Origin of the sequence: Rhodococcus sp. CX, from assembly GCF_015865005.1 — a bacterium.
Classification (GTDB): domain Bacteria; phylum Actinomycetota; class Actinomycetes; order Mycobacteriales; family Mycobacteriaceae; genus Rhodococcus.
The window spans coordinates 34,384-47,518 of the sequence record NZ_JADZGH010000168.1 but is presented as its reverse complement, the minus strand read 5'-3'; the positions used below and the strand labels follow the sequence as shown (position 1 = coordinate 47,518).

At 66.3% G+C, this 13,135-nt stretch carries 12 protein-coding genes and 1 pseudogene; 1 reads left to right on the top strand and 12 read right to left on the bottom strand.

The genetic code is table 11. The annotated features are described in order from the left end of the window. Positions 1–154: 154 nt before the first annotated feature. The 8 genes and pseudogenes from I0Q12_RS17760 to I0Q12_RS17730 all read right to left on the bottom strand — a co-directional run bounded on the left by I0Q12_RS17760 (position 155) and on the right by I0Q12_RS17730 (position 8,583). Positions 155–1,273 carry an ABC transporter ATP-binding protein gene (locus I0Q12_RS17760; RefSeq protein WP_197253145.1) on the bottom strand — a complete coding sequence of 373 codons (1,119 nt, stop codon included), beginning with the start codon at positions 1,271–1,273 and terminating at the stop codon, positions 155–157. A gap of 77 nt (positions 1,274–1,350) precedes the next feature. Then, entirely contained in the window at positions 1,351–2,034 is a 684-nt protein-coding gene (locus I0Q12_RS17755) for a TetR/AcrR family transcriptional regulator (protein ID WP_197253144.1), read from the bottom strand. A gap of 1 nt (position 2,035) precedes the next feature. Continuing rightward, a pseudogene (locus I0Q12_RS33140) lies at positions 2,036–2,236 on the bottom strand (hypothetical protein); the annotation flags it as partial. A 72-nt stretch (positions 2,237–2,308) separates the two neighbouring features. Then, a complete protein-coding gene (locus I0Q12_RS17750) occupies positions 2,309–3,406 on the bottom strand; it encodes an acyl-CoA dehydrogenase family protein (RefSeq protein WP_197253143.1) in 1,098 nt (365 codons plus the stop codon). Continuing rightward, a complete protein-coding gene (locus I0Q12_RS17745; RefSeq protein WP_197253142.1) occupies positions 3,403–4,530 on the bottom strand; it encodes an acyl-CoA dehydrogenase family protein in 1,128 nt (375 codons plus the stop codon). Before I0Q12_RS17745 ends, I0Q12_RS17750 begins: the two co-directional genes overlap by 4 nt. A gap of 36 nt (positions 4,531–4,566) precedes the next feature. Next, positions 4,567–6,654, bottom strand: a complete 2,088-nt coding sequence (locus I0Q12_RS17740; protein ID WP_231610926.1) for an acetate--CoA ligase family protein — start codon at positions 6,652–6,654, stop codon at positions 4,567–4,569. Positions 6,655–6,752: 98 nt separating this feature from the next. Then, complete coding sequence (locus tag I0Q12_RS17735; RefSeq protein ID WP_197253140.1) at positions 6,753–7,529, bottom strand: enoyl-CoA hydratase/isomerase family protein; 777 nt, start codon at positions 7,527–7,529, stop codon at positions 6,753–6,755. 799 nt (positions 7,530–8,328) lie between these two features. Next, positions 8,329–8,583, bottom strand: coding sequence for a hypothetical protein (locus I0Q12_RS17730; protein ID WP_197253139.1), 255 nt, complete (start codon positions 8,581–8,583; stop codon positions 8,329–8,331). A gap of 222 nt (positions 8,584–8,805) precedes the next feature. Between I0Q12_RS17730 and I0Q12_RS17725 the strand changes: the two genes are divergently transcribed. Next, positions 8,806–9,681 carry a universal stress protein gene (locus tag I0Q12_RS17725; protein ID WP_197253138.1) on the top strand — a complete coding sequence of 292 codons (876 nt, stop codon included), beginning with the start codon at positions 8,806–8,808 and terminating at the stop codon, positions 9,679–9,681. Here I0Q12_RS17725 and I0Q12_RS17720 read toward each other — a convergent pair. Genes I0Q12_RS17720 through I0Q12_RS17705 form a run of 4 tightly spaced genes read right to left on the bottom strand, consistent with a single transcriptional unit; the run spans position 9,678 to position 13,054 of the window. Next, a complete protein-coding gene (locus I0Q12_RS17720) occupies positions 9,678–10,145 on the bottom strand; it encodes a hydrogenase maturation protease (RefSeq protein WP_197253137.1) in 468 nt (155 codons plus the stop codon). The two genes, I0Q12_RS17725 and I0Q12_RS17720, sit on opposite strands and share 4 nt — an antisense overlap. A gap of 7 nt (positions 10,146–10,152) precedes the next feature. Further along, a complete protein-coding gene (locus I0Q12_RS17715) occupies positions 10,153–11,445 on the bottom strand; it encodes a Ni/Fe hydrogenase subunit alpha (RefSeq protein ID WP_197253136.1) in 1,293 nt (430 codons plus the stop codon). After that, a complete protein-coding gene (locus I0Q12_RS17710; protein WP_197253135.1) occupies positions 11,429–12,220 on the bottom strand; it encodes an oxidoreductase in 792 nt (263 codons plus the stop codon). Before I0Q12_RS17710 ends, I0Q12_RS17715 begins: the two co-directional genes overlap by 17 nt. Next, positions 12,221–13,054: an FAD/NAD(P)-binding protein gene (locus I0Q12_RS17705; RefSeq protein ID WP_248673916.1), complete on the bottom strand. Its 834-nt coding sequence runs from the start codon at positions 13,052–13,054 to the stop codon at positions 12,221–12,223. Positions 13,055–13,135: the final 81 nt, after the last annotated feature.

Genomic DNA, 13,135 nt, shown 5'->3' with positions numbered 1-13,135 from the left:
CCTGCCGGTATCAGGATCAGGAAGCCGAGAACGAGGAGCAGCGGCAGGCTCGGGCGCCAGCTGCTTCGTGTGCGTGCGCGCTTGTTCGGCATCGGCGTCGTCGAGGAGCTACTCGATGGTGACGGTGGTGCCGGCGGTGCCACGGTGTCGATACTCATGCTGCAACCTCGAGAGTCTCGGTGGGGACGGTGTCGTCGGGCAGGACGAGTACGCGTTCGGGACGCACCCGCACGGTCACGGGCTCGCCTGCGGCTCTTGCGGAGCCGGGCGTTTCGGTGCAGGTGGCTTCGATCCGCGCTCCACCATCGAGTTCGATCTGGTACCGGACGGTCGCTCCCTGGAAGACCGCGACGGTCACCGTGCCGCTCCAACTGTTGGGTGCGCCGGCCTCCGGGAGAGCCGGGGCGGACTCGACCAGGACGTCCTCGGGCCGGAAGCAAACACTCGCCTCGCCGTGAACGCGCTGGTCCTCGGCAACGACACTCATGGGGTACCCGGAGAGCTCGTAGTGCCCGTTGCCGTGTATCGCTCCGACCGAGAAGACATTGGCGACGCCGAGGAAACGTGCGATCGAGGCGCTGTTGGGTCGGCGGTACAGCTCGGCAGGGGCGGCGAGCTGCGTGATGTATCCGGACTGCATGATCGCGATCCGATCGGCCAGAGCGAGCGCTTCCTGCTGGTCGTGGGTGACGTACATACTGGTCAGCCCCCGCTCGAGTTGGATCCGGCGAAGTTCGACGCGCAGGTCGTCGCGCAGTCGTGCGTCCAGGTTCGACAGTGGTTCGTCGAGCAGGAGCACACTCGGTTCCATTGCCATCGACCGTGCCAGCGCGACTCGCTGCATCTGCCCACCGCTGAGCTGGCTGGCGCCGCGGTCGGCGAGATGGGCCAGGCCCACCATCTCCAAAGTGGCCAGAGCGCGGCGCCGGATGTCCTTCTTCGGGACCTTCTTCAGCTGCAACGGGAAGCTGACGTTCTCCAGCACTGTTTTGTGCGGCCAGACCGCGTACGACTGGAACACCATGCCGACGTTTCGTTTGAACGACGGCACGTTGGTGTTCGAGTTGTAATCGAACACCGTGGTCTCGCCGATGGCGATGGACCCTCCGGTGGGTTGTTCCAAACCGGCGATGCACCGCATGGTGCTGGTCTTTCCGCAGCCGGATTGTCCCAGCAGTACCACGGACTCACCATCATCGATGGTGAGATCCAAGCTCTTGACGGCGGTGAAGTCTCCGTAGGTGAGGTTCAGCTTCGACAATGAGACTTTCATCGTTGATCCTTTCCGGGTGGTCCCGAAGGAATTTCCGATGGGCTGTCCCGCAGAATTTGGCAGATTCGCGCGCCGACTTATTCGTGTTCGGCGAGAACCTTTCGCACACCGAGGGAGTTTGCCCATAGTTGGGTCAAAGTGTTGTAGGCGACTTGCTCATCGAATTCCTCGCCGAGCGCCAGCCAGAAATACGCGAAGTTTCCTACCATCGCAGACAGGGCTGCAGCGGCCGTGTGTGCATCGAGTGTCGGATCCACCATGCCCAACTGCTGCAGTCTCGAAATGCTGCGTTCGATGCGGGCGGTGCTGCGGCGCCGGCCGATCAGACGCTGCTCTTCCAGGTACGGATCCATGGCGGAGACGAGTTCGTAGATCTTCATCATCCCGCGATTGCGGCGGTACACCTCGAGAAACCGGCGGTTGGCTGTATCGATTCGGAGCCATTCGCGACGTACCGGATCGGTCTCCTCGGTGAGAGTGTCCGCGTCCGATCTGGTCGCGGCGGCGTACTCGTCGGAGATCTCCGCGATGATTGCCCGCAGGATTTCCTGCTTCGATTCGAAGTAGGTATAGAAGGTGCCGTGGGAGACGCCGGCCTCCTTTGCAATGTCGGCGACTCTGGCGTCGATGTATCCGTCCCGTTCGAACACGGTGCGGGCATGTTTCATCAACAGGGCACGCGTGCGCTTTCCCTTGGCGTTTTCACCCTTGCCGTACTGTTCGCGGCGCGCGGCCGACGTTCCCGGTCCTTCTGTTGCCACTTCAGTCACCTCTCCGCTGCGACCGGTTCCGATTGAGCCTCCGCCTGGCCGAGTGCTCAGCGGATGCAGATTCTCCGGTCAGTGCCCGACCGAGAACCAGTTGGTGCACTTCGGAAGCGCCTTCGTAGGCCGGAACCGATTCGAGATTGTTGATATGTCGGATGACAGGGTATTCGAGGTTGATTCCGTGGGCGCCGAGCGGTACGTGGAGTATCCGAGGTGCCGAGATGCGGGCCATGGAACGTCCTTCGAGGAGGCGGCGCAGCAGGTGATGTCAGCGGGAGATCAAGTCCCACAGTCGAGCGGCACCGGCCGTGGCTGCGATGCGGCCGAGGCGTCGGGACCAGAAGGTGTGGCTGCCGAATTCCTCCCGCCATGACCACATTCGGCGGGTCGACAGTTGCAGGTCGTATTCGACGGTGGTGCCCATCGCCCCGTGCATCTGGTGTGCCATCCGGGCGACGGAGGTCGCCGCCTGGGAGGTGAGGATCTTCGCGGTGGCGGTGTCCGTTTCAGCGGCGCGAAGCGCCTGCTCCCAGGAGTGCTCGGCGAGGAGCCCAGCCACGCTGTTGATCGCCGATTCGGTGGCCAGACGGGCAGCGGCCGTGTCCTCGGCGGTGCGAGCGAGCATGTGGCCGACGGCCTGGAACTTGCCGAGCGGACGGCCGAATTGCTCGCGGACCTTCACGTAGTCGATGCTCAGGTCCAGGGCGCGTTGTGTGGCACCGGCCAGCGCGACCGAGCGAACCAGGGCACCGGCAAGGGTCCAGGCGACCGGATCGACAGGACCGACGACCATCGAATCGGTGACCGCCAGCGCCGACGCCGTGACGGTATCGCGTGGTTCGGCAGCGAGGTTGCGGCGCCCGGTGATGTCGAGTGCCGCGCTGTCGACCAGCACCAGGACGTGCTCGTCGTCGCGGCGGCACGGAATCAACACCTGGTCGGCGTCGCGCGCCCACGGTACCCGTCGCACGGTGCCTTCGAGAACGGTGCCGGTCGGGGTATCGGTGAGGGTCATCGTGTGTGGATCCGGGACGACGGTGACGACGTGTTCGTGCTGCACGTCGCTGTATCTCCCTGCGGCACCGAGCCATTGCCCAGCGAGAACGACATGTTCGGCGTAGGGCACGGGCACCGATCCGGCTGCGCACAGCCGGAGTACTTCCAGTGCGTCGGCGAGGTCTCCGCCGGAGCCGCCTTGGTCTTCGGGTACGGCCAGACCGAGCAGACCCAACTCGAGGAAGGTCTTCCAGATCGTGGGAAGTTCGGTGCCGGTGCGTTCCCACGCTCGCACGGTCTCGGTGTCGCATTCGGCGGCGGTGGCGCGAACCACCGTGTCGGTCAGCATCGGGTCGACGGTGGTCGTCATCGCATGAGCTCCTTCGCAGCGACCGAGCGAAGGATTTCGCTGGTTCCTCCGCGGATGGTGAGAATGGGTGAGCGCTGGACGGCGCGGGCGAGTAGTTCTTCGAAGGTGTCCTCGGAGTCGGGATCGAGCTCGAGATCGGACAGTTCGCGGATGCGGTCGATGACGTCCTGCTCGAACGTCGTGGCCAGGTCCTTGACCAGCGCGGCTTCCGCGGCCGGCGCTTTCCCCTGGTCGATCATCCGGGCTACCGACAAGGACATGTTCCGCAAAGTGCGGTAGCGAGCGGTCAGATCGCCGACTGCTGCGAGTATGTCGGCCGGTGAGTCGGCGTCGAGGCGATCGACGAATTCGCGGAGCAGGACGAACGGGGTCATCCATCGATCCGGCCCGGAGCGCTCGTAGGCCAGTTCGTTACTGACCTGTTTCCATCCTTCTCCGATGGTGCCGACGACGTGCCGGTCCGGGACGAACACGTCGTCGAGGATGACCTCGTTGAAGTGGTGGCGGCCGTCGAGGGTGATGATCGGATTGACGGTGACCCCGTCGGCTCGCAGGTTGACGATCAGCTGGCTCAGTCCCTGGTGGCGGGTTGTTTCTGGAGGACTGGTACGGCACAACACGATGGAGTAGTCGGCCCAGTGCGCGCCGGAGGTCCATACTTTGGTGCCGTTGACGGTCCATCCGCCGTCGACCTTGACGGCCGTGGTGCGAACCGAGGCGAGATCGGAGCCTGCACCGGGTTCGCTCATTCCGATGGCGAATCCGCATTCGGCTTTGGCGATTGCGGGCAGGAACTCACGACGCAACTCCTCCGAGCCGAACTTGAGCAGGGTGGGTGCCGTCTGCCGATCGGCGGTCCAATGAGCGGAGATCGGGGCGCCGGCCGCCAGCAACTCCTCGCTGACGACGAAGCGGTCGACAGCAGTGCGACCCGAACCGCCGTACTCGACGGGGATGGACATACCGACCCAGCCGCGAGCGGCCAAGGCCCGGCTGAACTCGTGGTCGACAGTCCCCATTCCGAGGGCGGGGGTGCCGGGCGGAAGATTCTCGGCAAGGAACTCGCGCACTTGGTAGCGCAACGTGAGTTCGTCACCGGTGAGGGTGGTGGGAGGAAATCTCATGAAAAGTCCTTCACAGGGAACTTGAGGGCGGATGGCTCACCGCAGGCGTAGAACGAGATCGACTGCGGCAGCGCCATGTTCACGAACGATGAAGGGGTTGATCTCGAGATCGACCAGTCGTTCGTCGAGGGCGATTGCTACATGGGACAACGTGACGAGGGCATCGACGACGGCGTCGATGTCCGCTGGGGCGCTTCCACGGTAGCCTTCGAGCAGCGGCCAAGCGGTCAGGCTCCGCAACAACTGCAGGGCTCCTGCAGGGGTGACAGGGCACAGGTCCGATGCGATGTCGGCATAGATCTCGGCTCGGGATCCGCCGAATCCGACGGTGAGCACCGGGGGGTATCCGTCGCGGGGACCGTCGATCCCGATGATCAGTTCGAGGCCGGGCTCGGCCATCTGTTGAATCATGACCCCGTCGATCTCGGCGGTGGGCTCGGCCGCGGTGACCGTGCTGCGGATCTGTTCGACCGTCGCGGGCACATCGGCCAGGTGCACACCGATCCGGACGCCTCCGATCTCGGTCTTGTGGACGACATCGGGAGACTGGATCTTCAGGGCGAACGGGCCCCAACCGAGCGAGTCCGACACGGTCGTGGTGGTTGCCACGGAATTCTCGTCGATCAGAACCGCGTCCGGGACTTCGATGCCTGCAGCCGCGAGAAATCGACGGCCGGCCCATTCGGTGACGGAACCGGTCACTCCGGCCATCGATCGGACCGCTGCCTCGACGCGCGGGCGCGCTTCGTGGGCGGCGGGGGCGGGCGTCGCGCTGCGGCGCACCTTGCCGTGAGCGACGGCCATGTCGCGCATCGAGTTGAAGACCCCTACGCCGCTGCGGTGAAGGATGTCGTCGACGTCGGCACGGCCGTCCGGTGCGGCCATGTACACGAAGCTGATCGTCGTGTCGGTGGTGTCGGCGACTGTTGCCAGCTCGCGTGCCACTCGGGTTGCGCGGATCTTGTTCAGCCCCGTCAGCAGAACCACGAGATGATCGACTCCGGGGTCGTCGGCAACCATGCGGCAGACGGAGACGAACGCGGGATTGTCGGCGGTGAACAGTTGTGCGGTGACGTCCACGGGATTGGCCACCGAACCGAATTCCGGAACGATCTCGCCCAACGCTGCCGTGGTCTCGGGACGGAGTTCCGCCGTGTGAAGCCCCTGTTCGTGGAGGTGATCGACCAGGATGCTGCCGGCACCACCGGAGGTCGTGACGATGCCGACACGCTCGCCACGGGTAGCCCGGGAATCGAGAAGGGCGGCGAACACGTCGACCATCTCGTCGAGGTCGTCGACCATGATGGCACCGCGATTGCGGGAGAGCAGGACGAATGCGGCGTCGGATCCGATCATCGCCCCGGTATGGGACGCTGCTGCCTGTTTTCCGGCGTCGGTGCGACCGGAGCGCAGCACAACAACTCGCTTGCCGTATGCAGATGCAGCATCGAGGACCGCTTCCCAGGCGTGCCCGTCGGGCATTTCCTCGAGATAGATGCCGAGCACGGAAATTTCGGGTTCGGCAAGCAAGGTCAAGGCGACATCGGTGACCGAGAGGTCGGACTGGTTACCGGTCGATACCCATGCAGACAGCCCGATCCCCCGCCCGCGGCACTCGTAGACCAAGGCACCACCCAGGGCGCCACTCTGACCGACGTAGGCGATACCCGACGGGACTCCGAGATCTGAGGCCGGGGTCGAGAAAGTCGCCGTCAGATCCGTCGGGGTGAAGGCATAACCCTGGCAGTTCGGACCCAGCACGCGGATGCCGAGTCGGCGGGCAGTGGCGCCGATACGGTCCTGCATTTGTCGTCCCTGTTCCCCCAACTCGGCGAATCCGGAGGAGAACACCACAACTACCCTGACTCCGATGCTGCCGCAATCCTCGATCACGGATTCGACCTGCGCAGCACGCACCATGATCAGAGCGACATCGACCGGGTCGGCGATCTCCCGAACCGAGCCGTAGCAGCGCAGCCCCAGCAACTCCTCCTCTTTGGGGTTGACGGGATACAACGCGCCCTCGAACGTCGAATCCACCAGGTTCCTCAACGTTCGGAACGCCACACTCCCCTCGCGTCGCGAGGCACCCACAATTGCTATCCCTCTCGGGCGCAGCAACATCGGCACGGAATCACGATCGTCTGCGCGCTGCGGATCGAGGTCGGCATGGGGAAGGGTGTGGGTCATTGCAGCTCCTACGTGAGTCGACGGGAATACGGTCAGCAGCCGACGAAGTTCGGACGACGCCGTTCCGCCGCCGCCTTGACACCTTCGGTCCAGTCCTGGGTTTCGGAAAGGATCTGTTGCTCGACCTTCTCGCGGGCCATCGCAGCTTTGACGCGGTCCGCGAGGTCGCCGCGCATCGTGGCGCGGATCGCCCGGACGGCCAGTGGTGCAGCGGAAGCGATCTCCGTGGCGAATTCGATTGCAGCGCTGCCGATTTCCGATTCAGGCACAAGTCGATCGAGAAGTCCGATGTTCATCGCCTCCTCGGCGCCGACGTTCCGGCCGGTCATCAGCATCTCGAGGGCACGTTGCTGCCCGGTCACCGCGGGGAGCGTCTCGGTGAGCCCGAAGCCGTGATGGAACCCGATGGCGGCGAAGTTGGCGGAGAAACGTGCGCGACTCGAGCCGATCCGAAAGTCGGCGGCAAGAGCCAACCCGAGTCCGCCGCCGATGGCGGCGCCCTGGATGGCAGCCACAACCGGCAGCGGCTGCTCGAACAGGCGTTGCGCCTGGTCATAGGTATGCACGCGGTCGGCGTCGTATCGAGGTTTGCGGTTTCCGCCCTGGAAGTTCGCGCCGGCGCAGAAATGCTTTCCCTCACTGCACAATACGATCGCCCGGCATTGCGCGTCCTGCGACAGTTCCTCGAACGTGTCCGCCAACGCGCCGATCAGATCGGTGTCGAAGAAGTTGTTCGGGGCTCGGTGGATGCGAACGGTCGCCACATGTTGCACGAGTTCGACGGACAGATCGGAAGATGCATCGTTCATCGGAGTCATCCTTCAAGTCACAGCAGCCGCATCATCGTGATCGGCGCCACAAGGAGGACTCTAACTCGATGTCGACGTCGAAAACAAGGGGTGGGGCAATTTGCGTAGATTTGGGCGCGCGGCGAGACCGGAAATCGACATCAGCAATGCCGACCGTGGCGACGTAACGAGCGGAAAGCTGTCGTATCCGCTTGCCGCAACATGGTTGTCGCCCGAATGCTGCGCTGCCGAAGCCGAGCCCCCCGCCGCGGCCCCGCTGTGCGCCTCGCCTGCCGACACGCGGCTTGGCCGGATGCGAGTACCACTGGCCCCACGGCGCCGAAACCGCGTCGAGAAAACGGACTTTCCGAACCGAAGAGCGTCGTCCGACTCGACATTCGTTCCCCCGGTGGGTTCGCTCTGTTGATAGGCGCCCCGGTCGGGGCGCATGCCGCTTGCTCGTGCGTGCCCGCGCATTGGTCGAGTCCGCGCTCACGTCCCGCACGATCGTGCAAGCCACGTCGACACAGGTCCGCACGTTGCCTGCTGCGACAGGACAGCCGGTACACGGTCTGCCGATGCAACACAGCACCGAGGCCGGACGATCGACCATCCACAGGGTTTCCCGGCGGGCCCATGCCGTCCGATAACCATGCCGTCCGATAACGAAGTGGCAAGTCTTCCCGACCACGCGGCGTGCAGCGACCCCAACCGTCCGGTTGCGCCGGCGCAACCGGACGGCACCCGGACGCACGGATCGCGCCCAGGCACCGTGTTCCCAAACGCCGATCCCAGGCTTGTGGATCGGGCCGACGCATCGCTACCGGGACGGCATGACGCCGCTGAATCCCTCGGGCGTGAAGCAAGGCACATCCGCGGGGTGGGGAATGCTGACACCGGGCTGCACCGGAATGCAGGCGGGGTCGACGATCGGCGCGATGTAGCCCGGTTCGACGGACGGTCCCGGGACCCAGCCGTCGGGGGCACCGCCCGCCTGAGCCACACCGGCCGCCGCCAGGGCCACGCCGGCCGTTGCCGTCGCCAGAATCGCGCCGCGAATCAGCTTCGTGCCCATGAGGTTTGTCCTATCCTTCTCGTTACGGCGGAACCCTGTTGCCCGCCACCTACTTGGAGGAGCGAGACCAGCAAAAGGTTCCGGCGAACGAACTCGGCTCCGACGCGGGCGTGCTGCATGCCGGCGCCCGAAGGTGAGGACCTTCTCCCCTACGGCAGAGCGCGCTGCCGCAACGACGATAGGCAGTGACGGATTCCAGCCGGCCGACCCCAGGAGGCCAACGTGACCGCACCTCAACCGATAGTCGTCGGAGTGGACGGCTCACCCTCGTCTCTGCAAGCGGTCGCGTGGGCCGCGAAGGAAGCAGCACGACGGGGGGCTCCCCTCACCCTTGTCACCACGGCGATCGTGTCCGGCGGCTACGTCGTCCCCATCGGAATGCCGGACACCTTCTACGAGGAGGAGCAGCTCGAGGCGGAGCGGCGGCTCGCCGAGGCCGAGAGCCTGGTCGCGCAGGTGACGGCGGGACACACCGTCGAGGTCGAGAAGGCCGTGTCACAGGATGCACCGGCCCGCGAGCTGATCGAGCGATCCAAGTCCGCCCGGATGGTGGTCCTCGGTGCGAATCGGCGCGGCCTGATCGAACGTGCGATTCTCGGCTCGGTCAGCTCCGCGGTGGTCACCCACGCCCGTTCACCGGTGGCCGTCGTACGGGGTCTCCCGCATGTCGACGTCAACGATATTTCCGGTCCGGTCGTCGTCGGGGCCGACGGGTCGAAGCACAGCGAGCCCGCGATCGCGATGGCGTTCGAGGAGGCGGCCATGCGCGGTGCCGAGCTCGTCGCGGTCCACGCGTGGTCCGACGTCGATGTGCACGCCCCGTTCCCCAGCGACTTCGACTGGGCCCAGGTGGAGGAACGCGAGCGGGCGACGCTGTCCGAGAGCCTGGCCGGATACTCCGGGGAGTTCCCCGACGTCCCGGTCCGGACGGTGGTGGTCCTGGATCGGCCCGTCCGGACCCTGCGTGACGAGTCCGAGCACGCCCAGCTGTTGGTGGTCGGAAGTCGCGGACGGGGCGGGTTCACGGGCCTGCTGCTGGGCTCGACGAGCCGCGCGCTGCTGCACCACGTGACCTGCCCGATGCTGGTGGTGCGCTAGACGCGGGTAATTTCCTCCAGCACCGCCGCGACCACCCGGTCGGCTGCTCGGGCGGCGGTGCGGGACAGGCCGCAGCCGAAGCCGACGTCGGCGGCGTCGACGGTGTACAGCACCCATCGGCGGGGCATGCGATCGAGCAGACGCCCCAGCTCGAGGGCGGTGATCAACCCGAAGCCGTGGGTACTGGTCGCCGCCCCCGGCGACAGCGTCAGGTCCTGCGAGTCGAAACGGTGCACGGTTCCCGGAGTCACCGTTCCCGAACGAGCGGAATCTCCTACCGCGGAATCGATCAGAATCGCCAGATCCGCGCCGTCCCACGCGTCGAGCATCCGCGTCGGTTCGCCGTCCACCGCGTACACCCCGACGTCCGGTGCCACCCGGGCGGCGACGTCGCGCGCGACCGCGGGTCCGACCCCGTCGTCCCTGCGGTAGTCGTTTCCCAACCCGAGCACCACGGTTCTCATCGGCACATCATCGGCGCTGCACCGTGAGGGTCAGGAAGTGCGTGGCGCACGAGATGCACGGATCGTAGTTGCGGATGATGTGCTCGCACATCATCGTCAGATCCTCGTCCGAGGCGGCGAGATTCGCCTCGACGGCGCGGCGCAGATCGTGCTCGATCGCCGCCTGATTCTGGGAGGTCGGCGGGACGATCGCGGCCGCGGTGACGAGGCCGGCGGAGTCCAGTTCGTAGCGGTGATAGAGCAGGCCACGGGGCGCTTCGCTGACACCGTGCCCGACGCGACGCACCGGCGAGACAGCGGTGGCGGGTGGAGCGGGCCGTCGGTAGCGGTCGATGATCCGCAGCGCCTCCTCCAGCGCGTACACGACCTCGACGGCGCGGACGACGATGCTGCGGTAGGGATTGCGGCATCGGGGGCCGAGTCCCGCCGCGGCCGCGGACGCCGCGGCCTGCCCGGTCAGTTGCCCGGAGTTGAGCGAATACCGGGCCAGCGGGCCGGTGAGGTAGCGGCGCCCGTCGAGCGTAGCGTGCAGTGCGGTCGAGTGCGGCACCTGGTGTTCGGTCACGTGCTTCGGGAATTCGCTTGCTGTGCAATGCAACCCGGAAGTGGAGACGACGTCGCCGTCCTCGATGGCGTAGCGCGACGGGTGCTGCAACGCGAGGAACTCGTGGTCGACGTCGATGTCGGGACAGTCGAAGGAGGACACCCAGTCGACCGTTGCCACCGCGTCGTCGAGGGCGGCGTCGAGTTGCGTTGCGAGCGGGGCGAGTTCGGCCCGGGTCGGGGCGTGGTGGAATCCGCCGACCCGCACGTTGACGGGGTGAATCGGGCGCCCACCGACGACGTCGAGGACGGCGTTTCCCGCCTTCTTCAAGGCCAGTCCCCGTTCGACCGCGGCACGATCCCTGCGCGCGAGTTCGATCGAATCCGGGACGCCGAGGAAGTCTGGGGCGTGAAGGAAGTAGATGTGCAGCACGTGGCTCGCGATCCACTCCCCGCAGTACAGGAGCCGGCGAAGGTCGGTGATGTCGTCGTCGACGATCACTCCGCACGCGTCCTCCAGCGCGTTGCAGGCGCTCACCTGATACGCGACGGGGCAGATCCCGCAGATCCGGGAGGTGATGTCGGGCGGCTCCAGGAAGTGCCGGCCACGCAGGAACGATTCGAAGAATCTCGGCGGCTCGTAGATCGCGAGATCCACCCGCTCGGCGCGGCCGTCGCGGACGGTGACGTCGAGCCGGCCTTCGCCTTCGACGCGGGCGAGCGCCCGGACGGTCATTTCCCTACGGGAGTCGGTCATCGCGTGCTCCCGCCGTGCCGGTGTCGAACGCCGCGACGTTGAACGTCGCGAAGATCCGGGAGATGTCCGCCTCGCTCATGCCGCAGGTCCGCAGCCACCCCGTCATGGACGCGAGGTTGGGATCGGGCGCCGGACCGAAACAGCCGTAGCATCCCCGGGAGACGGCCGGACACAGTGCGCCGCAGCCGGAGTGCGTCACCGGTCCGAGGCAGGGTGTGCCCTCGGCGACCATCACGCAGGTCAGACCGCGTCGTTTGCACTCCGTGCACACGGTGGTGTTCGGGATGTTCGGCTTCCGTCCGGACAGGTAGGCGGTGATCACCTCGAGGAGCTGGCGGCGATCGATGGGACATCCGCGCAGTTCGAAGTCGACCGGCACGTGCGCCGAGACGGGGGTCGAGGTGGCGAGCGTGTCGATGTAGTGGGGGTCGGCGTAGACGACCGACAGGAACTCGTCGATGTCGGCGAAGTTGCGCAGCGCCTGGATCCCGCCCGCGGTGGCGCAGGCCCCGATGGTGACCAGGGACCGGGATTGTTCCCTGATCCTGCGGATGCGGTCGCGGTCGGCCGCGGTGGTGATCGATCCTTCGACCAGCGACAGGTCGTACGGTCCACCCGCGACGGCGTCGGACAGCTCGAGGAAATGGGCGATCGACACCTCCTCGGCCAGCGGCAGCAGCTCGTCCTCGCAGTCGAGAAGGGTGAGCTGGCAGCCGTCGCAGGAGGCGAACTTCCACACCGCGAGGGTCGGTGTCGGTTTCGAGGGTGTACTCATCTACAGCTCCGGTACGCGCAGAAGCGGTTCGGCGACGGTGTAGTCGACGACGGGCCCGTCCCGGCAGAGCAGGAGCTCCCCGAGTTGGCAGTGGCCGCACTGCCCGGTGCCACACTGCATGTTCCGTTCGAGGGACAACTGGATGGCCTCGGCGGGAACTCCCCGCGACATCAGGGCGCGGGCGCAGAACCGCATCATCGGTTCGGGCCCGCACAGCAGTGCGGTGGTGCGGGCGGGGTCGACGTCGATTCTCTGTAGGGCTTCGGTGACGAATCCGACCGCACCCGTCCACCCGGACACCGGTTGGTCGATCGTCAGCTCGACGGTGAGGTCGTCCCGGGTCGCCCAGGCGGACAGGTCGGATGGGAACAGGATGTTCGCCGGGGTCCGCGCCCCGACGACGAGGGTGAGCCGCCGGAACCGGTCGCGTGCGGCGAGCGCGGCGAGCACGGCGGGCCGCAGGGGCGCCAGCCCTACCCCTCCGGCGACGACGACCAGATCACCGCCGGGGCGGGTGTGCATCCGCCATCCGTTCCCGAACGGGCCCCGGACACCGATCACCGTGCCGACCGGTGCGTCGTGCAGCGCCCGGCTCACGGCCCCCACGCTGCGGATGGTGTGGACGAGCGTGTCACTGTCGGGCGTCGGGTCACCGCTGACCGACACCGCCACCTCCCCGACGCCGTGGGCGTACAGCATCATGAACTGTCCTGGTGCAAAACGTCTTTCGGCGGGTTCCATGAGGGGCTGCAGCGTCAGCGTGACGGTGTCGTGTGTTTCCCGCGCGCGTGCGACAACCCGGTAGCCGAGGGGAATCGCGGAATCCGGAGTCACGGTGTCACTCCGAGGAACGGCCGGCGTAGAGGTCGAGCAACCGGGCCCGCGTCGAATGCAGGCGGGCGACGATCATCTCCG